Source organism: Yersinia sp. KBS0713 (assembly GCF_005937895.2).
In the GTDB taxonomy this organism is placed as follows: Bacteria; Pseudomonadota; Gammaproteobacteria; order Enterobacterales; family Enterobacteriaceae; genus Yersinia; species Yersinia bercovieri.
In genome coordinates, this window is record NZ_CP042173.1 from 428,681 (window position 1) to 452,698 (window position 24,018).

Consider the following 24,018-nt stretch of genomic DNA (forward strand, 5'->3'; position numbering starts at 1 on the left):
CATGAACAGCCCGACCTTCATTCGTCTGCGCTTTGCCTTTAAGCTGAGTTTTGCCATTGTAGCCGCGCTGTTTCTGGGTTTTCATTTGCAACTGGAAACGCCGCGCTGGTCAGTGCTGACTGCCGCGATTGTCGCCGCTGGCCCAGCTTTTGCCGCCGGTGGCGAGCCATTCTCTGGCGCAATTCGTCACCGTGGCTGGCTACGCATTATCGGCACATTTATCGGCTGTATTGGTGGCTTGGTTATTATCGTGCTGACTATCAGAGCGCCGGTGCTTACCCTGATGCTGTGCTGTCTATGGGCGGGAGTTTGCACCTGGATCTCATCACTGGTGCGGGTCGAAAACTCCTATGCTTTTGGTCTGGCGGGTTATACCGCGCTGATTATCATTGTCACAACCGGTGAAACCCCCCTGTTGACGCCGCAGTTTGCCGTCGAGCGCTGTAGCGAAATTGTGTTGGGGATCGTCTGCGCGGTGATGGCGGATCTATTGTTCTCCCCACGGTCGATTAAGCAAGACATTGATCGGCTGGTGGATAAGGTGCTGGTGGATCAATATAAGCTGTTGCAGCTCTGTATTCGTCCGGCGGAAAAGAGCGAAATCGATCGCGCCTGGAGTGATTTAGTCAAAAATACTAGCGCACTCAATGGGATGCGCAGCTACCTGATGATGGAGTCATCTCGTTGGCAGCGCTGTAATCGCCGCCTGCGGGTATTGCACACCGAATCACTCGCGCTGATCACGCAGGCATGTGAAAGCTATTTGGTTCTGGTTAATCACCCCAATACTCTGCCCCCTGAGCTGAAAGTGATGTTGAGCGAACCGGCATCAACGACCACAGAGATTCGCCAGCAGATGAAAAAACTGCGCCAGTTTATCGGCGCTAGCCACAGTGAGGCGATCCCCCATACCATCAGCAGTTGGGTCGGTGCCGCCACCCGCTATTTATTGCTGTCAAAAGGTATTCACACCAACAGCAGCATTAGTCGGGTAGAGGAGGGCATTCTAGCGGGTGATATGCCGGTAAAACATGTCTCAGCCGAAGGGCATCACGCGATGATCAATGGCCTGCGTACCGGCATCGCCACCGCAATTGGCGGCCTGTTTTGGCTCTGGACTGGCTGGACATCAGGGGCGGGCTGTATGGTGATGATAGCCGTGGTCACCTCACTGGCGATGCGCACACCCAATCCGCGTATGGTGGCGATCGACTTCCTACTGGGGGTCGTCATGGCGCTGCCCATCGGGGCGCTCTACTTTATGTTTATCATCCCTGCCACCCAGCAAAGCATGTTGCTGCTGTGCATCAGCTTGGGGCTGCTGGCCTTTATTATTGGCATCGAAGTGCAGAAGCGGCGGCTGGGGTCCCTGGGGACATTAGCTAGCACCATCAACATTATGGTGCTAAGTAACCCGATGGAATTTAATGTCAGCCTGTTCCTCGACAGCGCCTTGGGGCAGATAGTCGGTTGCTTTGTCTCCCTGATTGTCTTGTTACTGATCCGCGATAATGCCAAAGAGCGGACTGGCAGAACCTTGCTAAACCGCTTTGTTTACAGTGCAGTATCCGCCCTGACCACCAATAGAGCGCGCCGCAGCGAAAATCATTTGCCGATGCTCTATCAGCAACTGAATCAGCTATTGATGATGTTCCCCGGCGATATCGATAAGTATCGTCTGGCACTGACGCTGATCATCGCCCATCAACGACTCAACAGCACCGAAATTCCGGCTAATGATGAATTGAGTGCCTTCCATAAGCAAATCCGCTATACCGCTGATCGTGTCATCAATGTGAAGGGTGATCAGAAACGGCGCTATTACTTTGCCCGGTTGTTGCAGGAACTGGATCAATATCAGCAAAAACTGGTTGATTATCAGTCGCCTGATTCGGTTACCCTGCCGGTAAAACGGTTAGCGGATATGTTACATCGCTATCAGAGCGCGCTGATATAGATATCAGGTGAAGCGCGCTAAGCTGTTCTTATCGCTTTTTCAAAGGCTATACTCAAGCTGGAACCACCCCTTCCTCGCCCTCTAGTGATGAGGGCCTCATTTTCCTAAGGAGGTTGACATGATGTCAGAGCAAAACCCTTTGCAGGACCAGCAGCACAGCGACGGCGTTTATCACATTGGTTATTTTGTCGGCGGCAAATGGTGCCAGGCCCAAGAGACTTTTGATGTCTATAACCCTGCTACCGGTGAATTAGTCGCCAAAGTGGCCAAAGCCGGTAAACCAGAGAGTGAAGCTGCCATTAAAGCAGCCAGTGAGGCATTTCCTGCCTGGCGCAAAAAACCGGCCAAACAGCGGGCAGAAATTCTACAGCGTTGGTATCTGCTCATTATGGAACATCAGCAATCATTGGCTGAGATAATGGTTTCCGAGCAGGGTAAGCCGCTGAAAGAAGCATTAGGCGAGGTGGCCTATGCCGCCAGCTTTATTCAATGGTTTAGTGAGCAAGCTAAACGCGCTAATGGTGAGATTATTCCGCCCACTAAACAGGGGGCGCGCATTTTTGCCACCCGTGAACCTGTTGGCGTTGTTGCTGCCATTACGCCGTGGAATTTCCCGCTGGCGATGCTCACCCGCAAACTGGGGCCGGCACTGGCGGCCGGATGTACCGGGCTGATTAAACCGGCCAATAACACGCCACTGTCCGCTTTTGCCTTGCTGGCACTGGCAGATAAAGCGGGCGTACCAGCTGGTGTTCTCAATGGTGTGGCCGGTGACACTCATGCTATTAGCGATGCCATCATGGCCAGCGCTGAGGTGCGTAAAATCTCCTTCACTGGCTCAACTGAGGTGGGCAAAACTCTGATGCGCAATGCCGCAGCTACCATGAAAAAGATCTCCATGGAGCTGGGGGGCAATGCACCCTATATTGTGTTTGATGATGCTGATTTAGATGCGGCAGTGGCCGGGGCTATCGCCTGTAAATTCCGCAATGCTGGGCAAGTCTGTGTTTGCGTTAATCGCTTCTATATTCAAGAGGGCATTTACCATGCATTCGTCAGCCATCTGGCCGCTGAGGTGAAAAAACTGAAAGTGGGCAATGGGATGGATAAAGATGTCGATATGGGGCCGCTGATTAATATGGCGGGTCTGGAGAAAGTCGAAGATCACGTCAAAGATGCGCTTGAGAAGGGCGGGCGTCTGCTGGTGGGCGGGCATCGCCATGAATTGGGTGGTAATTTCTTCCAACCAACAGTGATTGCCGATGCCAATGAGCAGATGAAAGTGGCGTCAGAAGAGACATTTGGCCCGCTGGCAGCTTGTTTCCGCTTTAAAACCGAAGCTGAAGTGATTAAGCGCGCGAATGACACGCCGTTCGGACTGGCGGCTTACTTCTATACGCAGGATCTGCAACGGGTATTCCGCGTTTCTGATGCATTGGAAAGCGGTATGATTGGCGTCAATGAAAGCTCGCTCTCTACGGAGCTGGCCCCCTTCGGTGGTGTGAAGGAGTCCGGTCTGGGCCGCGAAGGTTCGGTGCTGGGATTGGATGAATTTATGGAAGTCAAAACCCTGCATCTGGGTAATTTATAAGCCAGCTGAATGAGCCATCTTGATTATAACATTGGGGCATGGGTGATGAGCAGACAACCATTATTGGAAGCCTAAGGGTTAAGGAGAACCATGATGAATAAACGCATTATCGCTATTCTGGGGGCGGTGTTGCTATTGATTGCGTCAGCATTACAGCTCAATGGCTGTGACCCTGCGCGTGATATCGGTCAATCGCCGGATCTGGAGCGCCCACCATTATCGACGCCTGCATCCATCGAACAATTAACGCAGCCCAAACCGGTGGCGAAATACCTACAAGCGCACCATCGCCTGCCGGATTTTTACATTACCAAGCAGCAGGCCCGTGAGAAGGGTTGGGACCCAAAAGAGGGCAATCTGTGTCAGGTGCTGCCGGGGCGCGCTATTGGCGGTGATCGTTTTTCTAACCGAGAGCGCCAACTGCCACAAGCCAAAGGCCGCAACTGGCATGAGGCTGATGTGAATTATCGCTGCGGCCATCGTGGTAGTGATCGTTTGTTGTACTCTAATGATGGCCTGATTTATCTGACTCAGGATCACTACAAGCATTTCATTCGGATGGAGTGAGAAGATGGTAAAAGTGGTATTCGATTTTGACCATATACCGGATCTTCCTGCATTTTACCGTGAATTTTCCCAAAAATTTGCGCTGAGGGAGGGCTTTGGCGCCAATCTGGATGCGCTGTGGGATGTGGTAACGGGTGAGATAGCATTGCCGGTAGAGATTGAATTTATCCATTTCAATCACCGCCGGAAACGCCGTTTTGGGGCGATAGTGTTGTTGTTCGAAGAGGCAGAAGAGGAGCTGGCCGGTAGTCTGCGCTTTAATATTAATTAGGCTACTCTACTTGCCATCTTGAGCCTGGGCAGTGCCGGACTCCTCACGTACTGGGTGTACGCTCCGGGTCCTGTGCGCTGCCTTACCCAAACTGCCTGACAGTTACGTCCCATCAAACAGGCGCGAGCTGCGCCCGATTACTGCTGTTTCTCTGCCAATTCACGCAGATACTGGAAGATCTGGCGGAATGCTTTTGGCGGCTTATTCGCGGCTTTCTCTTTTTGGGCATTACGCACCAAACTGCGCAACTGCTGGCGATCAGCATCGGGATAGAGATCCAACACGGTTGGGATCACATCATCACCCTCTGCAACCAAACGATCGCGCAGCGTTTCCAGTTTATGGAACAGCGAGATTTGTTGGTTATGACGGTTTTTCAGTTTATCCAGCGCGGTCTGAATGGGTTCGACATCACGGCCGCGCAGCATTTTACCAATTAACTGAATCTGGCGACGGCGGCCCTCTTTCTTGATTTTCTGCGCCAGCTCAATGGCTGCCAGCAGATCTTCATCCAGTGGGATCTTCTCCAGCGCGTTTTTACCCAGCTCAACCAGCTCGGTTCCGAGATCTTTCAGCGCTTCAGCATCTCGCTTAATTTCACTTTTACTGACCCAAATGATTTCATCATCATCGTCATTTTTATCTTCTGGGACTTCATCTAGCCAGTCTTCGGGCTGTTTGTTCATGGTCAAATTCCTTAAAAAGAGGCTAATCGTAGCAGGTTGTGGGATTCCATATCCAGTAGCCACGGGCTGGGCTACTGGATATCAACAACTTAAAGCATCATTAGACTTCTAAAAACATCCTACAGCATCCCAAAACCTCACAAGTGTGGACGGTTTGTGGACATTTCACTTAGCGGATTTAGCATTACTGCATCCTGTAAATAGTCAGGTGCAAAGTGCGCATAAGTCATGGTCTGCTGAATGTTCGCATGTCCAAGTATTCGTTGGAGTGCGATTATATTTCCTCCCCGCATCATAAAATGGGTTGCGAATGTATGCCGTAGAGCATGAATCGCTTGCCCGCGAGGGAGGTCAGGTTTTACTTTCTTTATCAGCTTATAGAAAGTCATGTAATGAGTTTTAAACAGTGGCCCAGTTTCAGTGGTTTTCACCTGGTCGGCGATTTCCTGTGAAATTGGTACCGAGCGTTTTTTCCCATTCTTCGTTTCAATAAACGTCACTCGGTTATGAATGATGTTTTCTGCCTTAAGGCTCTTAGCTTCCCCCCATCTGGCACCTGTCGCCAAACAGAGTATAGCTATACGCCGTGCATCACCTTTTGCCGTGTCTAATAGTCTGGCGATATCTTCCGATGATAAGTAAGACATTTCAGGCTGTTGCGTCTTAAGGCGTGCAAGTGCTCTGATTGGATGCTCGCCAAAAAATTCCTCAGCTTCGATCATCACACTGAATACACCGCTAAGTACAGCAAGAGCGTGATTAATTGTGGATGCCTTTATACCATCAGTCAGCCGTTTTGCACGGTAATCCATGAGTAAACGGTTGGTGATCTGATACATCATTGGATCACCCATGTTGTTACATATCCCCTCAATTGCATTGAGGCGCTTACTGCCGTGCTTCAAATTACGCCCGTGATAATCCCACCACTTCGAAATAAACTCGCTTAAACGCCGCTTATCAGCAGGTTTACTTAACCATTCTTTATTATGGAAGTTGGCGATCACATACTTTTCAAAAGCCAGTGCATCGCTCTTTCTATCAAATTTACGCCGGATACGTTTTCCATCGCGCCCGTGCGGCCGTAAGTCCACTTCGTAATGACCATCATCGAGTTTCTTAATCGACATAAGAAAACCCTCCGATGTAAATATCATTTTGAAACGATATTTCAAAAATGAATACTTTATAAATACTTAACCAATCTTTTTGTCTGATTGGGAAGATATTATTTTGTCTGGCCCAGAGTGCGCGAGAGCCGGTGCGATTTGCCCGGATTCAGGCGCTGTTTCGCCGGTCATAAACCAAAGAGCATATTTTTTGTACCGTGGATGATTCAATATTTTCATAATGACATCGCCTTTTGGCACGCTATCGCCGGTTTCATACCGCCATAAAGCATTTTGAGGGATACCGAGTAAATCAGCGGCCTCAGCTCTACTTGTAAGCCGTTCGCTTTCTCTCATTAGCTTCAATTTTTCTGCAATATCCATTTTCATTTTGCATTTTCCAAAATATACATACATAATCCAACTCAACCGATACATCAGGGGGCTTCACGTAACACGTAAAGCCATCAGGAAGCATCAGAAGAGAGCCATTGAGGATGTTAACAGATGCTAATAGATAGAAATACGCCAAAGTTTTCAGAACCGGAGCCAATTACGCCGCGCGAGTTCTGCACCCGCACCGGCCGTAGTTACGGTTCAGTTGTAAATATGATGGATCGTAATCAGTTACCGATTCACCGCGAGGGCCGCCCCGGAACTAAACGGCCACGCCGTTTCATCATGTGGAATGAGTATTTAGAAGTAATGGCGAAAACCCGCGCGCTTTGCACTGGCGCAGAGCGTGAGTGGATTGAAGACATAATTCGTAAGGACGCATTGACGGTTAAGCGCAATACCAAAGCAGGGCAGAGCCAAGGCGCTGCCGTATGAGTCACCCAATAACCTCTATCAGCCGTAACGCGTCAATTTATCGCGGATTCGTGATTAATTTTCGACGCAGAACGGCTATTAACTTGCTTAACCGTTATGAGGTTTTTTTGGGTGAGCAGTCTTTCGGCTTATTTGATGCTCAGGGCCTCGCAACGGGCTTTATCGATCAGTTGCATACCGAACGTGAGACGGGAGTAGCGGCATGAAATCACCTTGCCTACAGATAGCTAACGCCATACTGCGAACTCATATGACCGATATGGGAGAGTTAACCCGACGTGCAGTAGAGAAAAATGGTGTCCTTTCCCTTAAAACAAATCTTCATGCCCGTGAGAAAAAAGCCATCACCAGCAATACCATTGCGGGCTTAAGTATGATTACCGCCATAGCGTGGCAGTTAGGTGAGAACGAATTAGCGACTTTCCATCAACTGAATACTTCAACGCAGCAATTTCGTGAGTCAGGCGTGATACCCCAATTTTTCAATGAAGAGGTGCCAGCATGCCAGGGCAACTAATTGAATTGACCGGAGGCGCATTAATCATGTTGGTCGTGCTTATTTGGATTGCTGTCTTGTCTGTCCGCGCCGCAATTCGTGATCACCGCCATCGCACCAGTATCAAGAAAGAAGAAGTCGCACGCAAAGCGCGTCTGTAAGTTTAAACCGTATTAATTGTTCTCCCGTGAGGTGCGAATGATGGAGCAAACAAATACCGATGAATCACCACTCGCAATGCAGGAATGGAATCAAAAAGTAGGTTTACGGCATTTAGACCGCATCAAGGAACTGTTTAAAAAAGATCCAGATGAAGAGTTTGAACGACGTTTGGAGTCATTAAGCAGGGGTAAGACCAAAGGTATTATTTATTATGTCGCTGGGATAAGGAAAGACAGCCACGAAAGAAAATTTCGGGAGTTGGAATATCACGAAAGAAAAGCTGTGCGTAAAGCGGCGTTGGATTTATGGGTTGATTTAAATTCAATCCCAAAAGACTTGTTGTAAATAAATAACGTTTTAGCGGGTTATTAAATATGGCGCATTTATCGCGTCGGGATTCCTATTATCTAAAGTTAAGGATTCGAATATGCCGATTAAGAAAATTAAAAATGCTGATTTACTCAATGATGCCCTGATAAATGAACGTAGGAAACAAGCAATACTGACCTCTGCGCTTCTGGAAAATCTGGCGAATGTCATTATTGCTCGTGCTTTATGCGTTAAAGAATCGGTGGAATTACTGCGCCAGGAATCCGATAAAATCCAAAATCAAATAAATGAGTAAGTGGCGAATGACAATAAATCGCTCTCCGCTGAAGTGGGCCGGTTCAAAGGCTCGTATTATGCCAACCTTACTTCAACATTTGCCAACCGGTAAACGACTGGTAGAGCCGTTTGCTGGTTCCTGTTCTGTTATGCTGAATACGGATTATGATGAATATCTGATAACGGATATCAATGATGATCTGATTAACTTCTATGAAATCGCCAAAAGAGAAACGAGCGACTTAATCAATGTGGCTTCCTCACTGTTTCTTACGGCTAATTCCGACGCACAATATTATATTTTCCGCAAAATATTCAATGCACGAAACCGTGATGATATATCCAGAGCAGCAATCTTCCTTTACCTCAATCGCCACTGTTTTAATGGTATTTGTCGCTATAACCAACAAGGGCAATTTAATGTCCCCTATGGCAAATACAAAGCGCCTTATTTCCCCGAAGCAGAGATCCGTTTCTTTGCTGAAAAAGCCAAGAAAGCGACTTTCTTATGTTGTGATTTCTCCGAAGCACTGGAAATGGCTGTTGCGGGGGATGTGATTTATTGCGATCCGCCTTATATCCCGGTATCCAACACTGCTGACTTTACCCATTATCACACCGATGGTTTTAGCGCTGATCAGCAATTTCGTTTAGCCCGCCTACTGGCAAGGGCCGCTGAAAATGGCTGTCATGTTGTTGCCTCCAATAGCGATACCTCTATCAGTCGCGATCTCTATAACCGTTTCACCCTCCACTCGATTACGGCTCCGCGCTCTATCAGTTGTAAAAGTGATGGCAGAAAAAGTATCGGGGAAATTATTGCGACAATTCCGGCGCAATTATATGACTGAGCATGCCCGTGGCCGTATCACCCCCACATCACCGCTGCCTTATCCGGGCAACGGTGATGTTTCTATTGAATGGGCCTATCCATGGAATGCCCCGCGCCCTGCCATTGGTGGCTACCAATCTTTAGCGCCGGTCGCAGTGGTAGCAAAACCAAAATCTCACCCGCTGGTTATTCGCTATGTGAAGCGCCTCAATGCGTTGGGCTATACCGAATTACGCGAGCCTAACCAAACCTTACTTAAAATGCGTAGGGAACGCACAGAACTTGAGCGCCAAGCCTACTTGCGTGACAAGCAACAGTGGGCGGATTCACCGCAAGGTGTCGAGGGGCGCATTGATCAGCAGCCTATTTTCATTAAATCGCATTTTCAAAGTAAAATTAGATGGTTACGTGAAAATCATGGCGATAAACATACCAATGCATTCTTAACCGGCACCGGCAAGAATGCATTGGTACGTCTGGATGCTGTGCGCGAATATCAGGGTGTGAGCAAGGGCCGTAAATCTGAGTTAATGGCTTATTTTCAGGGAATTTACAGCCACCTTGCCGAGCTAAACAAGCGCCGGGTTAAGTCGCTGGCGAATGATGTTGCTGGCCGGATTAATGAAATGTTTTGCACCGAGGTATCAACACCCACCGAAGAAACCCGCACCTTATCTGATGCCGAGTTATTAACCATTTATCGCAATATTGCGCTTGAAGTGCGATCTTTACGGGTCAAGCCGCCGCACTGGCGCGAGCTGGGGCCGAAGCCCAACCAACCAGATGAGCCAGTGGATGGTGCAGTTTATCGTTCCGCTATTGCCAGACTGATTAATGCGGATTGGTGGGAGAGTAAATTGTGGCGACTGCGTAATGATTGGCGAGAAAGCCAGTTGCGCGCCGCTGGCTTGATCCATAAGCGTGCCGCACCTTACATCAGCAAAGAAGCGTTGGCCGACTGGATGGAGCAAAAGCGCCGCAACCGTGAATTCTTCAAGCGACATGAATTAGTTGATGATGAGGGTAACACCGTTTCTTTAGAGGCAATGGTGGACGCCAGTATCAGCAATCCGACTATTCGCCGTCATGAGTTGATGGCGCGCATGAAAGGGATCGAGCTGGTTGCTCAGTCGCGTGATGATGTGGGTATGTTCTATACCATTACTTGCCCGTCTAAAAATCACGCTAACAACCAAAGCGGCCACGCTAACCCGAAATGGAACTACACCACGCCGCCACAAGCGCAAGCCCATCTCACCAAGTTATGGCGCAACATTACTTCCAAACTGGGCCGTGAAAATCTGCGCGTCTACGGTTTTCGTGTCGCCGAGCCGCATCATGACAGTACGCCGCACTGGCACTTACTGTTATTCATGAAACCGCAAGAATGCCACGCCATCACTGAGATTATGCGCGCCTACGCCGTAAAAGAGGATCGCGCTGAATTGGGTAAGCGCACCAGCGCCCGGTTTACCGCTAAACGGCTCGATCCGAAAAAAGGCAGCGCTACCGCCTATATTGCTAAATATATCAGTAAAAATATTGATGGTTACGCGCTGGATGGCGAACTAGACCATGAAACCGGCAAGCCGCTGAAAGAAACGGCTCGTTTTGCTATGGCCTGGGCATCTCGTCACCGTATCCGCCAATATCAGCCCATAGGCACGCCGCCGGTGACTGTCTGGCGGGAGCTGCGCAAGCTGAGTAATCAACTGGTCACTACTCTCAAGATTTCCGGCACCTATCAGCGCGGCAAGCAGCTATTAGTCGATCCAGCAATGGATGCCGTTACCGCCGCCGCTGATGCTGGGTGCTTTGCTACTTACATCATGAAGCAAGGCGGCGTACTGATCCCCCGCGAAGAATACACCGTGCGCATTGCCTGGCAGGACAATGAACAGCCCAACGCCTACGGCGAAATCACCGAGAAGATTTTCGGTATCTATTCCCCGCTTTTGGGCGAGGCGTCGCGCATCTGTACTCGCCTAAAAACTTGGAAAATTGTCGCCCGCCAAAAGGTGAAGTCCGCCGTTGCCGTGGGGTTTGATGTTTTTCAGGACGGCCCCGCCGTCCCTTGGAGTTCTGTCAATAACTCTCCGGTAGAGCAAAAAACACGCGAACCGGAGGAGGCAACAGACAGAACATCAGAGCATAAAATAATCGATTTCACCGCGATCACCGATGCAGAACGTCGAGCCTTGTTCCGTAGGATGAAAAATGAGCCGGTAGCAACGATTAAAACCCATGCATTAACACCAGCCGAGGAATACGCACGCCAAGTATCAGCCGAAAAGGCCGCCCAGCGACAAGAAAAAACCGCACAGCTGGCACCAGTGGCAACAAAAATCCGTGATTTTGCCGAGTCAATTGGGCTTTCCATTAGCAAGCAGCAAGCGCAATCACTGGCTTGCGGCGCAACGTTGACCATCGGCGGCCAGAACTGGCGAGCAAGAGAGGATTGTTGTTTGTACCAGTGCCAACCAACCACCGCCCAGCGGGTATTTAGCGTCATGAGCCGGGTGGCGAAATTACGAGAGGGTTATCGAGCACAGTCATGAGTGTCTGTGCGGTACCGGATACCAAGAGCACCGTCAGCTTTGTCTGTGCTGGCCAGAATGTAGTTTTACCGGCAAGCACAGATAAACACGTCTGTGTCAGATGTAAAAATCCGCTGCAGTATAGATATTTTTAACTATGGAGATCGGAATGGGATATTTAGGCAGTAAGGCAGCAAGCGGAGCATATCAGGCAATTATTAGCCAGATGCCGCCCCATGACACTTATATCGAAACACATTTAGGCGGTGGCGCTGTGATGCTAAAAAAACCGCCGGCTGCCAATAATATTGGGATAGATATTGATGCGCGCGCCGTAAAAGATTTTGTTTTTTCTCATGATCTACCACATGTCAGAGTGTTTAATAAAGATGCCGTTGACTACCTTGACCACTTCGACTTTAGCCGCGCCGGGCGCGTCCTAATTTATGCTGATCCACCTTATTTATTGGAAACCCGCACCAGTCAGGCCCGCTATAAACATGAATATACCATTGGTGATCACCGGCGTTTGATTGCCGCTCTGCGTAATATCCCTGTTTTCGTCATGATTTCTGGCTATCCATCGGATTTATATAACGAGCTATTAGGTGATTGGCGCTCAATTCAGTTTCAAGTCATGACGCGCGGCGGCCCGCGCACAGAGCAATTATGGATGAACTATCCGGCTGAGGCTGCTTGCAGTGCTGCTTTTGCTGGTAGGGATTATATCGACCGCCAGCGAATCAAACGTAAGGCTTTGCGCTGGGCCAATAATTACAACAGTTTATCGGCGAATGAACAGCTCGCTATCTTAAACGCCCTCCTTAAAACCCATCAGACCACAGGCGAATAGCTATGAGTTTGCGAAAGGAAATTAATTACACCGACACCATTTGCACATTGTTAGCCGATGAGCAACGAATTGCTCAAATGCTAGGTGATGCATGGAATCAATATTTACAGCTTTCGGTTGAGCATCCATCTGAGCGTGATGAGTTCTGCCGAGCTATTCACGATTGCCAGAGAATCATATTGGCCCGCCCGGTAATTCGTGGGCTGGCGGAAAAAGGTCAGGGGTACATACAAAAGGAAAATAATAATGTTTAAAGAAAAGAGAAAGTTATACCGCCATGAATTTATTAATGAAATTGGTGGGCTGGAGGGGAAAAGCACCAAGGATGTTATTGAAGCAATATTTGGTGATTATGAGTATGAAAGTGATTACCAACTAGTTAGAACTTGGTTTGAGGCTCCTCCGCAAAAGTTATGGCAGCGGCTTAATTACTTGTGGGTTTTCCCCTTGTATCTCATATCCGTCCCTTTCCAGTGGTTGTTTATTGGCAGAATTGGGTTGAACCGAGACTCCAAGGTCGGCGTGCTGATTGAAAGATTAATAGGAGACTATTAATGACAGCAGCAAGTGAACGCAAGCGCGCCCAGCGCCAGCGGGATAAAGAATTAGGTATCACTGAACTGACTTTACGTCTGGATACCGCAGAAATGACAATGCTACTGGAGGGCTGCGAACAGCGCCGCATTGCTCGCGGGCCTTATGAACGGGCCGAGTATTTGATCGGCTTGCTTCGCCAGGACAATAAATTGCTACACAAACAGCTTGATGAGTTGAAAAAAAGCAGTTGCAAGCGATGTGGTGACACATTACCGGGCGATAAAGCCGGTTGCTGTTTACAAGGTGACACGGAGTGCTGGCAGACGCAGGGGTATAAGAAACTGATGTTGGACACCCTATAACGCGGGTGCTGATAGTGTACCACCACAATATTAAATAAACCATAGAAATGAATAGATATGCGTCAGTTTGAATAAAATAAAAGTCTCACTCAATTTACCCTCAAAATCACCCCACACAAAAGCGCCTCTGCGCCACCATGAGAGGCGCTTTTTTATTTCACCTCCGATGATGTGTGTTTTATGTCGAAAAGGCAGGGTTAGACACATGCGCATACAGGGTGATTTATGCCACATATGAGGATATATGACGCCACCGACCACACCCCGTTCCGCGCGCTCCCCCGCCCGCGCTTTGCGATGACTAAATATTCACTTTTTATGCAGTTAGGAAGAGGCTAGAAACCCAGTATTGGCACGGCTTAGATAGTGATTAAGGGGGGAATAGAATAATGCGGATTGTTGCGCGTTGAACTTGCGGTGTTGTGGCGGTCATTTGGCTAAACAGTTTGAGCAATTATCACTGATTTTCAGGTTGGCCGTTGCGGCTTGCTCTTTTAAAATCGTGACATGGCACAGAAACAAAATCAAGAGGCTTGTGACATGTCACAGTGAATTAATTTTTACTCGATGTGACTGACACAATTCGCAGTGGTAGAAGTGAAGAGACAAACAGTGATTTTTTCATGTGCATATAAATGCAAAAAAAACCGCCAATCGGCGGTCAATATCATTAAATTAGGTATACGGTACGTTTCTAGTTGTTTGCCAGATATTCATACCCCGCAGGTTTTAACCCTACAACGATATATTCAAACTTTATTTTGTTATTACCAGCATTGGATTTCAAAGCCTCTATAAGGCCCATATCATCCATAAGCATCATTTGGAAACCAACATTTTCCGGCTCATATGGGCTAAACTGGTAAGGGGTTATACCACTGTCGCGCTCCCCTAGTTGGGTGATTTTGACAAGGATTTTACGCATCAATTCAGGGTCTTTCTGGTACATTGCTGCCTCTTGGCTTTGCCGTTTAGGTTAATCGAGGCAAGATAATACCATAAAAAACAAGTAAATATTTTTATTTTTAACAAAAAGTGCTATTTTCTGGATGGATAGCAATTAATGTATTGACTTCAATGGAAATATATTTCCTTGATTTATTCTTTACCTAGCAACTCATACGCCTTAAACCTCACCACTTCCTCCCCAACCCAATCGTTAATTTCCATCAGCCGTTCCTGCAAGGGGGCCAGTTCGTTAATGGCGAATACCCTTGCGGCTTTCTCCACATCACCGAAACCACCGGTATTATTGGGTAGAATGCCCATCAATTGCGGGGGTACCCGTTGCATCGCGAGCTGGTCGTCGCGGGTGACATTCTTAATGCTGGCGAACTCATCTTTAGCCGCCACTTCTGCCAGCGGGATCACCTGTATCCCGTCCTTTTTACCGGCTGGGGCATACATAAACAAATTGCGGAAATTGCCCGGCCCTTTGGATTCTTTCAGCGCCTTGCGTAAGGCGTCGATATCTTCCTGTTTGTGGGCGGCGTCGTTCATATACAGGATAAATCCGGCGTGACTACCATTCAGATAATATTTACGGCGAAATAGCGTTGCAGCTTCATTAAGCCAGGTCGAGTTTAATGAGGCGAGATATTCAGGAACGCCGTAAACCTCTTGGTTAATATCCGGGTCTAACAGGTGAAAAACGCTGTTGGCTTCAAATGGGTGTGGGTTGCCATAAGATGAGACATACCAGTAAGTATCCAGATCCACACCTCGGCGGGTATATTTTGCCGGGCTGGGTACCAGTTTTATGATGCCGCCCAGCCGGTTATAGCGGGCCTCTAAAAACGAGTTGGCGAACACCAAAAAATCCAGCGCATAGCGGCTAAAATCCTGCTTTGATAGCAGCCGGTGCGGCTCAAATAGGCTAACCAGTACATTACGCTTCATGTAGATAGGCGAGCTGTGATGCACTGCCGCACGAAAGGATTTAGCCAGACCGTTGAATGATACCGGCGGCTCATACCAGCGATCCATTACGGCGCATTCCAGATAATCCAGAATATCGCGCCGATCCATCATCGGGATCGGGTCGTCAAAAGTAAACGCCTCGGCTTGCGGTGCGCTGCTTTTTACCATTGCCGTTGTATTACGTTTATTTCGCTGTTTACGGCTCATAGTGACACCACCTGATTTGCCGCCTGAGTGGGCCATTGGCACATGTAAAGCATGGCAAATTCGAGTTCGCTCATTTCCTCCCTGAGCCTGACAACATCATCAGGACAATATAAGCATCCATTACCGGCGATATCTTCAATGGTGACGATTTGGCTCCATTGAGACTCGCTCTCCTGCGCCTGTAACCAGAAATTAAAAGCATCCAAATTGTGTGAGGGGCTGGTGTAAAACGTACTGCGGTGATGCTTATGCATCGATATGGCTTTGGCTATTTTTAATAATTTGTCGGGGTTATCCGCCCAGGCATATTCACTCACGTAAACATTGCCGGAATATCCCGCAGTGTGTGAACTTTCATTAACGAAGCTGATTTGTGCGCCGTTATTCAAACGAATGGCGTTCAATTTACTAACGTTACCTCCTACGGTATCAAAGTCAGCAATATGACCAATCTTCATCCAGTTAAGGGTGTATTGCTGCGCCGCACTGTCCGCGTCATCTCCTGAGTTGAAATAGATTTGATCTCGTCCGGTTTCAAGAGCGTCAATTAACCCCTCAAGAGCAAAGAATATATCTGCACCGGCCTGTCGTGTTTTGGTTATATTCCGGGTGCGATTATCAATACCGGCCTTATACCACTCACGCTGATGATTAAAGGCCCATCTACGCATCCAGTATTTAAGGTGTTCGGTACTGGTTTCATCAGAAATAGCGTGTTTCATTAATATATCTCCATCACACTGGTGTTATTGCTGTTAATGCCCTCAAGAGGCTCATGGAATAAGGCATGCATAATGGCCCATGCCACATCACCGTGGCTGACGTCTTTGGAGCGGTCAGTGACAAAGGTGGCGTTGCGGCCAGTGGCAGTCATGGTTTTACGGATCGACATAAACGCGGTGGCAATATCAATGCAGCCCGCGTCAAACTCCAGGCGGCCGCCATGAATAATATTTTTAGCCTTATAAATCAGGTCAGCTTTCATTTCTAAGCTGTAGTGAATGGCGTTCACCGCCGGGAAGAATTGCCGCACTAATTGCGTCACGGAACGGCCCAGCCCGGTATCATCAATACCGATGTAAGTGACGTTATAGCGCTCGGTGATTTTTTTGATGTTGCTGGCCTGGTCGGCAAAATCCATCCCTTTCCACTGGTGGCGCTCCAATACCCTGAATTTACCGCCCGCCACCACTGGCGGCGCAATAACGGCGCAACCGGCACTATCACCGGTGCTGGCCGGGTCGTAGCCAATCCACACCGGCCTATCTCCAAATGGGCGTAACGCCAGCAGTTTGACGTCTGTCCATTTTTCCCAACTATCCACCATGCAACGTTGCATTTCGGCCAGTTTGAACGTGGAGGCGTTATCATCAATAAAACCGCACATAAACAGGTTTTCGAAATCTTCCTCACTGTTTTCATTGCGTAATTCATCAATATCAAACAGGTCGCAGCCGCCCTTTAATGCATCCTCAATGGTGACAATCTGGCGGTACTGCTTATCCTCACACAACCGGCCCGCCGCCAGCCGTGGATAACTGACATCAATTTCAATGCGCTTATCTTTGGCCTTGCCTTTGTTAAACAGCGTGCCAGCCCAGAACGGGTAAGCCTCATGTGAGGTGCTGGAGGGAGTAGAAAAATAGGTAGAACGGTATCTTTTCTGTGAGGCCATACCCGATGCGGCACGGCGTAACTTCTGAAAGCCGGGTATCCAAAAATATTCATCCAGATAGAGATTGCCGGGGCGGCCCTGTGCGGTGCTGGCGTTAGTGCCGAGAAAGTGCATTTCCGCGCCATTGGGTAAAATAATCACCTCACCGCGCAAATCAACATCCACCTGACGTGCAGCGGCGACAATATAGTTTTTAAACTGGTGCGCCTGCGCTTTGGAGGCCGAAACAAACATTTGGTTGCGGCCGGTGTCGAGCGCATCAAGCAAGGCTTCCCAAGAGAAAAAGTAGGTTGCACCGACTTGGCGCGATTTCAAAAAGTTACGAATGCGGAAATCAGGTGATAAACCAGCTTCATACCAGTTACGCTGATAGTCGAACATGGATTCATTGAAAATATCTTTCAGTTTGGCAACCTGCGCCTCACTGAATACATTTTTCTGTGCGGCCTTGCGTGTTCCGCTGTTGCGCTTCTCAATATTGGGGTTGAGATCAGCCTCATTACCGCCATCATTGTATTTACCAATGCGAGCGTGACGCTCGGCTTGTCGGCCCAGCAAATCAATCTCTTTGTAGTCTTTGGCCTCCTTGACAGGTTTCATGATCAGGCGGCAATATTCCGCTGCCGTGGTCAGTTGCATCTGATCCAATGGCCCGTAAGCGTCCCACTTGTCGCGGCGCTTCCAACTGTGTACCGTGACGGCTTTCTCGCCGATCATTTCCGCAATTCGGGCAATACGCAGCCCTTGCCAGTACAGATACATGGCTTGACGGCGGGGATCTAAATCGGCATTGATAAGTACGCTTTCCATGTGAAATAGCCTGTTTTATTGCTTAATTGCAACAAGGCTACCTATCCGCACCGCCTCCATCCCGCATTACACCTTGTGCCAGCCATGGCACAACAGCGCCTGATTGTTCCGTTTGCCGCCGGTCGCCAACATAGGTCACTACTATCGAATCAAACCGGAATCAATCACATGCCAATATCCAAGTTTTTCCGTGCCGTGGTGGAGGGTGCCACCAGTGATGGCCGCCATGTCCCCCGCGCCCATATCATTGAAATGGCCGAAAGCTACAACCCGGCATTTCGTGGCTCGCGCGCCAATCTGGAACACATCAAGAGTGTTTTGCCCGATAGCCTGTTTCGCGCCTATGGCGATATCGCGGCAGTTAAATATGAAGAAATCAGTGACGGGCCACTGAAAGGCAAATTAGCGCTGCTTGTCCAGGTCGATGCCACTGACGACTTGGTGAAACTGCGTCAGGCGCGGCAAAAGGTCTACTCCAGCATTGAATATATTGAGAAATTTGCGGATACCGGCAAGGCCTATCTGACCGGCATTGGTTTTACTGACACTCCTGCCTCATTAGGTGCTGAAATGCTGACATTCTGCGCGCAAAGCGAACATAGCCCGCTGGCATCGCGCAAAAGTCAGTCTGACGCCATTTTTACCGAAGCCACCGAAATCAATCTGGAATTTGAAGCCGAGCAGGAAGTTAAAACCAACCTGCTGACCACCATCAAGACCATGTTTACCAAAAAGCAAACCGGTGATGACGCACGTTTTAGCGATGTGCATCAGGCGGTTGAATTGGTCGCGCAACAAGTTGAGGGGAAATTTAGCGCCATTACCGCATTGGAACAGCAGTTTTCTGAGCTAAAAACCGCCAATGATGCGACCAAGCAAGAGCTTGATGAGCTGAAAACCATGCTCAGTAAAACAGACCGCAGCTTCTCCCAGCGCGAGCGCTCAACAGGCAATGACGGTGCCATTTTGACGGATTGCTAATTTATTACGCTTGCTACGTTAAGGATTTAATTTCACATGAAAAAAACCACCCGATTTAAGTACAACCAGTTTTTGCAGCAAGTCGCCAAACTGAACAATTTGGACAATAAAGAGGATATCAGCGCGAAATTTACCGTTGAGCCGTCCATTGCGCAAAAACTGGAAACTAAACAACAGGAAAGCAGCGTTTTTCTGTCAAAAATCAACATTTATCCAGTAGATGAAAAAGAGGGTGAAAAAGTGGGTTTGGGTATTGAGCGCCCTATCGCCAGTACCACTGATACCTCGAAGCAAGAGCGTGAAGCCTCTGATCCCAGTGGCTTAGACGGTACGAGCTACAATTGCACCCAAACCAACTTTGACACGGCGCTGCCTTACCCGAAATTAGACATGTGGTCTAAATTCCCTGATTTTCAAACCCGTATCCGTGATGCCATTGTTAAACGCCAGGCACTCGATCGCATCATGATTGGTTTCAACGGTACTCACCGCGCAAAAACCTCCGATCATACCGTTAATAAGCTACTGGAAGATGTAAACCGTGGCTGGCTGCAAGGCATTCGTGAAGATGCTCCCGGTCAGGTGATGGATAAAGTGGTTGATGAGCAAGGCAGTGTCATTTCGCCAAAAATCCGCATCGGCAAGGGTGGCGACTTCCATAATCTTGACGCGCTGGTGATGGCGGCAACAGATGAGCTGATTCAGCCGTGGTACCAGGACGATACCGAACTGGTGGTGATTGTTGGTCGTCAGTTGTTGGCAGATAAATACTTCCCGATCGTCAATCAGGAACAGCCGAACAGCGAAGCGCTGGCCGCTGATTTAATTATCAGCCAAAAACGTATTGGCGGCTTGCCCGCAGTGCGCGCGCCCTCTTTCCCGGCTAATGCCATCTTGATCACCCGGTTGGATAACCTGTCCATTTATTGGCAAGACGGCACCCGCCGCCGCCACATTATCGACAATCCAAAACGCGATCGCATTGAAAACTATGAGTCAGTCAATGAAGCCTATGTGGTTGAAGATTTTGACGGCGTGGCGCTGATTGAAAACATTGAATTCGGTGATTTCTCCGCGCCAAAAGAGGGTTAATTCCTATGACTAACCCCGTTCGCCGCCACCGGCTATTCGTGGCGGCCCAGCAATCGGGTTCACTGAGCGAGGCGGCCAATCTAAGCCACGCCAGCAACTACGAGCTGTTGTTGTTCAAGCTGCAACAGGATATGGCCCAATTAGGCCGCATTGAGTCGATTGCCCGTAAAGCCGAGGTTAAACAAGGCATGTTGCCCACATATCTTCCGTGGGTGGCGGGTGTGCTGGCGAAAGATAGCGGCGAACAGGACGACATTCTGATGCGTATGTTGATTTGGCATCTGGATGTCGGCGATATCACCCGCGCTCTGGATATCGCGGAGTACGCCATTAAGCATGATTTGGTGACGCCGGACAGCTTTAAGCGCACCACCGCGTGCCTGATTACCGAGGAAGTCGCCGCCATTGCACAGCGTACATTGACCGACCAAAAGCCGCTGGATACTCAGCAGCTATTACGCGCCCAGCAAATTTTAACCGGTCAGGATATGCCGGATATGGTTTGCGCCCGGCTGCATAAGTTTGTCGGTTATGCCCTGCGTCAGGACGGCGACAGCGTTCTCGCACTGGCAAACCTGAAAACGGCGCTGCAACTGGATGATAACAGCGGTGTGAAAACCGATATCAAGAATCTTGAGAAGCTGATTAAAGCCACTTAAGAAAAATTCGATTAGGCGTAATTGTTGCAGGCAGTTTGGACGCGGACAGCGCGGAGCAACCGGAGCGTACACGTAGTACGTGATGGGTGCGAGCACTGCCCAAACCCAAAATGGCAAATAAAATAGCCTAATCACCCAAACGCCCCGGCGAGGGCGGCACGCGAGCTAAGTCAGGATATTTTTTACCCCGGCAAAGCCAGCGTCCACCGCCCGTTTATTTTGCGAGTGTCAGCATGGAAATCGTCATCAATACCAATCAGACAGCAGGGGCACCAGAACCGCAGGAGCCAACGGAAAAAGCCGTTATAAAAAATGATGGTTTCTGGCCGGATATCGACCTGAATCAGTACCGCGAAGAGTCACGGCAGGACGGCACCATCACCCAGCCGCGCGTTATTGAGGCGGCGCTGTTTGCCATCAATGAAACCAATGATCGGTTATCTGTCTGGCGCTTAACCCAGCAAAAACAAGGTTACATGACGGCGGCTGAGGTGCCAGCGGAAAAACTGAATGAGGAAAGTACCCGTATTCAGTTGTACCGCACGGCGGTGTTTTGCCTGATGCAAGCCCGTTTAACTGATCGTTTTCGTGGCTTTGATACCACCGCTACCGGCGGGAAGCGGGCCGATTCACTGGAACCCACTATTGATAATTTGCGCCGTGATGCTGCCTGGGCAATTAACGATATTCAGGCCATCAACCGCATGACAGTGGAATTGATTTAATGCGCATTCTGGCCCAGCAGTACGACACCCTTGATGCCATGTGTTGGCGCTACTACGGCCGCACTGAGGGCGTGACTGAAAAAGTGCTGGCAGCTAATCCGGGGTTAGCGGATATCGGGCCAGTGTTACCGCACGGTTTTCCGGTGGAAATGCCGGAAGTCAGAGCCGCCACAACGACGCAAACCCTGCAACTTTGGGACTAATTGCACAATTCCCCACAGGGGGTAACGGACATGAAAATGCCAGAAAAAGATCCAAGTTGGGTGGGGGTGGTACTGGCCTTTTATTCTACCCATTCAACCGTGATAAACGGCTTTCTCGTCGCCTTTATTGTGGCGTTTCGCCGCGTAGTGTGGGGCGGCGGTAAGTTGCGTGAGGGCATTGGCGAGGGGGTGGTGTGTGGGCTGGTCGGCGTCAATATCGGCCCGGTAATTTCCCCGATGCTAATCCACCTGATTGATGCCACTCCCTGGCTAAATGGCGCGTTAACCGAAGTTGCCGCCGGGAAAGTGGAGATATTTGTCAGTTGTCTTATCGGGCTGATCGGCTTGCAGACCATCCGCGAGCTGGTATTTAAAATTGTTAACAAAAAGACGGGAACCACTGATGCCAAGCAATAAATTTATTTTCGGCAAAACCAGCGAAACCAATCTGATCGGCGTGCATCCTGATTTGGTGAAAGTGGTGCGCCGCGCGCTGGAATTGACCCCGATTGATTTTAAAGTGATCGAGGGCCGCCGCACAATCGAGCGCCAACGTGAGCTGGTCAAAGCTGGAGCCAGCCAAACCCTGAACAGCCGCCATTTAACCGGTCATGCGGTCGATATTGTGCCGCTGCCGGACGGCAAGGTCAGCTGGGAATGGAAATATTTCTATCCAATGGCTGACGCGATGAAACAGGCCGCCGCCGAGTTGGGGATCGCCGTGGAGTGGGGCGGTAACTGGACAACCTTTAAAGACGGCCCGCATTTTCAATTGCCCGCCCGTCAATATCCGGGCTGACACCATGCCAATCTTCAACACCGCTCCGCTCGCATGGGCGATTGCCGCCGCCTTACTGCTTGCCGGTGGCGTGCAAACCTACCGCTTGTCTGAGGCTCGGCAAGTAGTGATTGACCAGCAAGCGGCCGAGACAGTCAGTAAAAACGGCCAACTTATTGCCCTGGCACTGACCGCCAACGCCAACAATCAGGCACAGGCGCAATTACGCCAGCAGGTTGCCAGTACCGATCAGTTGTTGGCGCAGCGCAATAGCCAAATCAAGAGGTTATACCGTGAAAATGAAATCTTACGCCGCTGGGCTGATACTCCCTTGCCTGATGATATTATCCGGCTGCGCCAGCGACCTGCCTTTACCGGGGCCGCAGATTACCGTCAATGGCTGTCCGCGAGTCACGCCTTGCCAATTCCCGGCAGCGGAACCGCAAACTAACAGTGACTTAAACGACGATATCGACCAGTTGGAAGCGGCTTTACACGCTTGCGCGGCGCAGGTAGATACGGTGCTGGCTTGCCAGCAAGGGGCGGCCAATGTTAAAGCCTGATTCGCTACGCACCGCCATTTTAAAGGCGGTGCCGTATATCAAGCAAAACCCGGACTGCTTGCATGTGTTTATTGATAAAGGGGCGATTATTGCCACGCTGGCCCCGTCACTCTCTTTTGAGTATCAGTACACCTTAAATCTGGTGGTGACTGATTACGCCAGTGATATGGATCTGGTCATTGTCCCGATTTTGCATTGGTTGCGCACTCATCAGCCCGATATTATGGCAAACCCCGACAAACGCCAGGACAGTTTTACTTTTGAAGTTGATTATCTGGATAATAAAGTGCGCGATATCAGCATTGATATCAAACTCACCGAACGGGTGATCGTGAAAGAACAAGATGGCAAATTAGACGTTAACCATCTTGGGGAGCCGGTGCCGCCGGAGCATTTTATCAACAGCTATAAGATTGATATTGAGGGTAAAACTGTTGCGGAGTGGACACAGTGAATGACCTGCATGAGTTAGACCAAACCTTATCAATTTTACTGGCGCAATTATCCCCACAGGCGCGTGGTGCGTTTATGCATCAGGTATCCAAACAACTACGCCAGCGCCAGCAAAAGCACATCAAGGCACAACAAAACCCAGACGGCTCACCCTTTGTGCCACGCAAGAAAAAACGCCGCGATAAGCAAGGCCGCATCAAACGCAAGATGTTTACCAAACTGCGCACCGCCCGCTTTATTAAAAGCGAGTCCAACGCCGATGAAGCCGCCGTTACATTCAGTGGCAAGGTCAATAATCTGGTGCGGGTACATCACTACGGCTTGCGCGATAAAGTCAGTCGCAACGGGCCAACGGTGAAATATGAACGCCGCCAGTTGCTAGGCTTTACTGACGGCGATAGTGAATGGATTGGGGATCTGGCGTTGGAATACATCGCCAAATAGTTATTCCTGTCTAAGTTATTTATCTTTTCTTATTAAATGAAAAATCACTTTTGTCATTAGATATGAAAGAAAAAGAGCAAGAATAGCCATTTCATAATAGAGCGCTATCAG

The 24,018-nt window shown here is 49.2% G+C and carries 33 protein-coding genes and 1 pseudogene; 27 read left to right on the plus strand and 7 right to left on the minus strand.

The features are described from left to right. Nucleotide 1: 1 nt before the first annotated feature. The 4 genes from aaeB (at nt 2) to FFE93_RS01960 (ending at nt 4,386) form a co-directional block, all read left to right on the plus strand. Nucleotides 2–1,957, plus strand: a complete 1,956-nt coding sequence (gene aaeB / locus FFE93_RS01945) for a p-hydroxybenzoic acid efflux pump subunit AaeB (RefSeq protein ID WP_005271395.1) — start codon at nt 2–4, stop codon at nt 1,955–1,957. Nucleotides 1,958–2,078: 121 nt separating this feature from the next. After that, nucleotides 2,079–3,548 (plus strand): NAD-dependent succinate-semialdehyde dehydrogenase, encoded by a 1,470-nt coding sequence (locus FFE93_RS01950; RefSeq protein WP_138775185.1) that lies wholly within the window; start codon nt 2,079–2,081, stop codon nt 3,546–3,548. Nucleotides 3,549–3,641: 93 nt separating this feature from the next. Beyond that, nucleotides 3,642–4,115: a ribonuclease gene (locus FFE93_RS01955; protein WP_186367710.1), complete on the plus strand. Its 474-nt coding sequence runs from the start codon at nt 3,642–3,644 to the stop codon at nt 4,113–4,115. A 4-nt stretch (nt 4,116–4,119) separates the two neighbouring features. After that, nucleotides 4,120–4,386 carry a barstar family protein gene (locus FFE93_RS01960; RefSeq protein ID WP_005271405.1) on the plus strand — a complete coding sequence of 89 codons (267 nt, stop codon included), beginning with the start codon at nt 4,120–4,122 and terminating at the stop codon, nt 4,384–4,386. Nucleotides 4,387–4,523: 137 nt separating this feature from the next. Here the strand turns inward: FFE93_RS01960 and yjgA are convergent, their stop codons facing one another. The 3 genes from yjgA to FFE93_RS01975 all read right to left on the minus strand — a co-directional run bounded on the left by yjgA (nt 4,524) and on the right by FFE93_RS01975 (nt 6,571). Next, nucleotides 4,524–5,072 carry a ribosome biogenesis factor YjgA gene (gene yjgA / locus FFE93_RS01965; RefSeq protein WP_005271408.1) on the minus strand — a complete coding sequence of 183 codons (549 nt, stop codon included), beginning with the start codon at nt 5,070–5,072 and terminating at the stop codon, nt 4,524–4,526. A 137-nt stretch (nt 5,073–5,209) separates the two neighbouring features. Continuing rightward, nucleotides 5,210–6,202: a tyrosine-type recombinase/integrase gene (locus FFE93_RS01970; protein WP_050323587.1), complete on the minus strand. Its 993-nt coding sequence runs from the start codon at nt 6,200–6,202 to the stop codon at nt 5,210–5,212. A 66-nt stretch (nt 6,203–6,268) separates the two neighbouring features. Further along, complete coding sequence (locus FFE93_RS01975) at nt 6,269–6,571, minus strand: helix-turn-helix domain-containing protein (protein ID WP_050917242.1); 303 nt, start codon at nt 6,569–6,571, stop codon at nt 6,269–6,271. Between the two features lie 117 nt (nt 6,572–6,688). Between FFE93_RS01975 and FFE93_RS01980 the strand changes: the two genes are divergently transcribed. From FFE93_RS01980 to FFE93_RS02030, 12 genes are all read left to right on the plus strand, one after another. Continuing rightward, nucleotides 6,689–7,012, plus strand: a complete 324-nt coding sequence (locus FFE93_RS01980; protein WP_138774718.1) for a hypothetical protein — start codon at nt 6,689–6,691, stop codon at nt 7,010–7,012. Further along, nucleotides 7,009–7,218 (plus strand): hypothetical protein, encoded by a 210-nt coding sequence (locus FFE93_RS01985; protein WP_138774719.1) that lies wholly within the window; start codon nt 7,009–7,011, stop codon nt 7,216–7,218. The genes FFE93_RS01980 and FFE93_RS01985 overlap by 4 nt, the downstream gene beginning before the upstream one ends. Then, nucleotides 7,215–7,529 carry a hypothetical protein gene (locus FFE93_RS01990; protein WP_138774720.1) on the plus strand — a complete coding sequence of 105 codons (315 nt, stop codon included), beginning with the start codon at nt 7,215–7,217 and terminating at the stop codon, nt 7,527–7,529. Before FFE93_RS01985 ends, FFE93_RS01990 begins: the two co-directional genes overlap by 4 nt. Beyond that, nucleotides 7,514–7,669: a hypothetical protein gene (locus FFE93_RS21465; RefSeq protein ID WP_186367688.1), complete on the plus strand. Its 156-nt coding sequence runs from the start codon at nt 7,514–7,516 to the stop codon at nt 7,667–7,669. The genes FFE93_RS01990 and FFE93_RS21465 overlap by 16 nt, the downstream gene beginning before the upstream one ends. Nucleotides 7,670–7,706: 37 nt before the next feature. Continuing rightward, complete coding sequence (locus tag FFE93_RS01995) at nt 7,707–8,015, plus strand: hypothetical protein (RefSeq protein ID WP_261369032.1); 309 nt, start codon at nt 7,707–7,709, stop codon at nt 8,013–8,015. An 82-nt stretch (nt 8,016–8,097) separates the two neighbouring features. Beyond that, a complete protein-coding gene (locus tag FFE93_RS02000) occupies nt 8,098–8,295 on the plus strand; it encodes a DUF2732 family protein (RefSeq protein ID WP_138774721.1) in 198 nt (65 codons plus the stop codon). Nucleotides 8,296–8,353: 58 nt separating this feature from the next. Continuing rightward, the gene (locus tag FFE93_RS02005; RefSeq protein WP_261369033.1) at nt 8,354–9,127 is read left to right on the plus strand and encodes a Dam family site-specific DNA-(adenine-N6)-methyltransferase; all 774 of its coding nucleotides are present in this window, start codon (nt 8,354–8,356) and stop codon (nt 9,125–9,127) included. Beyond that, nucleotides 9,120–11,666, plus strand: a complete 2,547-nt coding sequence (locus FFE93_RS02010; RefSeq protein WP_138774723.1) for a replication endonuclease — start codon at nt 9,120–9,122, stop codon at nt 11,664–11,666. The genes FFE93_RS02005 and FFE93_RS02010 overlap by 8 nt, the downstream gene beginning before the upstream one ends. A gap of 148 nt (nt 11,667–11,814) precedes the next feature. Further along, nucleotides 11,815–12,498, plus strand: a complete 684-nt coding sequence (locus FFE93_RS02015; protein WP_138774724.1) for a DNA adenine methylase — start codon at nt 11,815–11,817, stop codon at nt 12,496–12,498. 2 nt (nt 12,499–12,500) lie between these two features. Then, nucleotides 12,501–12,752: a hypothetical protein gene (locus FFE93_RS02020; RefSeq protein ID WP_138774725.1), complete on the plus strand. Its 252-nt coding sequence runs from the start codon at nt 12,501–12,503 to the stop codon at nt 12,750–12,752. Further along, complete coding sequence (locus tag FFE93_RS02025) at nt 12,745–13,053, plus strand: hypothetical protein (RefSeq protein WP_138774726.1); 309 nt, start codon at nt 12,745–12,747, stop codon at nt 13,051–13,053. The genes FFE93_RS02020 and FFE93_RS02025 overlap by 8 nt, the downstream gene beginning before the upstream one ends. Next, complete coding sequence (locus FFE93_RS02030) at nt 13,053–13,397, plus strand: hypothetical protein (RefSeq protein WP_080382447.1); 345 nt, start codon at nt 13,053–13,055, stop codon at nt 13,395–13,397. Before FFE93_RS02025 ends, FFE93_RS02030 begins: the two co-directional genes overlap by 1 nt. 694 nt (nt 13,398–14,091) lie before the next feature. On the opposite strand, the gene FFE93_RS02035 is transcribed toward FFE93_RS02030, so the two are convergent. From FFE93_RS02035 to FFE93_RS02050, 4 genes are all read right to left on the minus strand, one after another. After that, nucleotides 14,092–14,346 (minus strand): DUF2513 domain-containing protein, encoded by a 255-nt coding sequence (locus tag FFE93_RS02035; RefSeq protein WP_138774727.1) that lies wholly within the window; start codon nt 14,344–14,346, stop codon nt 14,092–14,094. A gap of 149 nt (nt 14,347–14,495) precedes the next feature. After that, nucleotides 14,496–15,524, minus strand: coding sequence for a phage portal protein (locus FFE93_RS02040; RefSeq protein ID WP_138774728.1), 1,029 nt, complete (start codon nt 15,522–15,524; stop codon nt 14,496–14,498). Continuing rightward, entirely contained in the window at nt 15,521–16,246 is a 726-nt protein-coding gene (locus tag FFE93_RS02045) for a terminase large subunit domain-containing protein (protein ID WP_057618789.1), read from the minus strand. Before FFE93_RS02045 ends, FFE93_RS02040 begins: the two co-directional genes overlap by 4 nt. After that, nucleotides 16,246–18,009 carry a terminase large subunit domain-containing protein gene (locus FFE93_RS02050; RefSeq protein ID WP_049598908.1) on the minus strand — a complete coding sequence of 588 codons (1,764 nt, stop codon included), beginning with the start codon at nt 18,007–18,009 and terminating at the stop codon, nt 16,246–16,248. Before FFE93_RS02050 ends, FFE93_RS02045 begins: the two co-directional genes overlap by 1 nt. A 168-nt stretch (nt 18,010–18,177) precedes the next feature. Here FFE93_RS02050 and FFE93_RS02055 point away from each other — a divergent pair, with 168 nt between their 5' ends. From FFE93_RS02055 to FFE93_RS02105, 11 genes and pseudogenes are all read left to right on the plus strand, one after another. Then, nucleotides 18,178–18,990, plus strand: a complete 813-nt coding sequence (locus tag FFE93_RS02055; RefSeq protein WP_054872194.1) for a GPO family capsid scaffolding protein — start codon at nt 18,178–18,180, stop codon at nt 18,988–18,990. A 36-nt stretch (nt 18,991–19,026) separates the two neighbouring features. Then, a complete protein-coding gene (locus FFE93_RS02060; protein WP_049598912.1) occupies nt 19,027–20,082 on the plus strand; it encodes a phage major capsid protein, P2 family in 1,056 nt (351 codons plus the stop codon). A 5-nt stretch (nt 20,083–20,087) separates the two neighbouring features. Continuing rightward, nucleotides 20,088–20,741, plus strand: a complete 654-nt coding sequence (gene gpM / locus FFE93_RS02065; protein ID WP_049598914.1) for a phage terminase small subunit — start codon at nt 20,088–20,090, stop codon at nt 20,739–20,741. A gap of 233 nt (nt 20,742–20,974) precedes the next feature. Then, complete coding sequence (locus tag FFE93_RS02070) at nt 20,975–21,466, plus strand: head completion/stabilization protein (RefSeq protein ID WP_049598917.1); 492 nt, start codon at nt 20,975–20,977, stop codon at nt 21,464–21,466. Beyond that, complete coding sequence (locus FFE93_RS02075; RefSeq protein WP_049598920.1) at nt 21,466–21,669, plus strand: tail protein X; 204 nt, start codon at nt 21,466–21,468, stop codon at nt 21,667–21,669. Before FFE93_RS02070 ends, FFE93_RS02075 begins: the two co-directional genes overlap by 1 nt. Nucleotides 21,670–21,699: 30 nt before the next feature. Then, on the plus strand, nt 21,700–22,086 hold the full coding sequence (locus tag FFE93_RS02080; protein WP_071841755.1) for a phage holin family protein: 387 nt from the start codon (nt 21,700–21,702) through the stop codon (nt 22,084–22,086). After that, nucleotides 22,073–22,468, plus strand: a complete 396-nt coding sequence (locus FFE93_RS02085; RefSeq protein ID WP_049598922.1) for a M15 family metallopeptidase — start codon at nt 22,073–22,075, stop codon at nt 22,466–22,468. Before FFE93_RS02080 ends, FFE93_RS02085 begins: the two co-directional genes overlap by 14 nt. Before the next feature lie 4 nt (nt 22,469–22,472). Next, a complete protein-coding gene (lysB, locus tag FFE93_RS02090; RefSeq protein WP_049598925.1) occupies nt 22,473–22,898 on the plus strand; it encodes an Rz-like lysis system protein LysB in 426 nt (141 codons plus the stop codon). Continuing rightward, nucleotides 22,810–23,010, plus strand: a pseudogene (gene lysC / locus FFE93_RS21650) (Rz1-like lysis system protein LysC); the annotation flags it as partial. The gene lysB and the pseudogene lysC, both read left to right, overlap by 89 nt. Further along, nucleotides 22,997–23,464: a phage tail protein gene (locus FFE93_RS02100; protein ID WP_049598928.1), complete on the plus strand. Its 468-nt coding sequence runs from the start codon at nt 22,997–22,999 to the stop codon at nt 23,462–23,464. The pseudogene lysC and the gene FFE93_RS02100, both read left to right, overlap by 14 nt. Further along, a complete protein-coding gene (locus tag FFE93_RS02105; RefSeq protein WP_138774729.1) occupies nt 23,461–23,907 on the plus strand; it encodes a phage virion morphogenesis protein in 447 nt (148 codons plus the stop codon). The genes FFE93_RS02100 and FFE93_RS02105 overlap by 4 nt, the downstream gene beginning before the upstream one ends. Nucleotides 23,908–24,018: the final 111 nt, after the last annotated feature.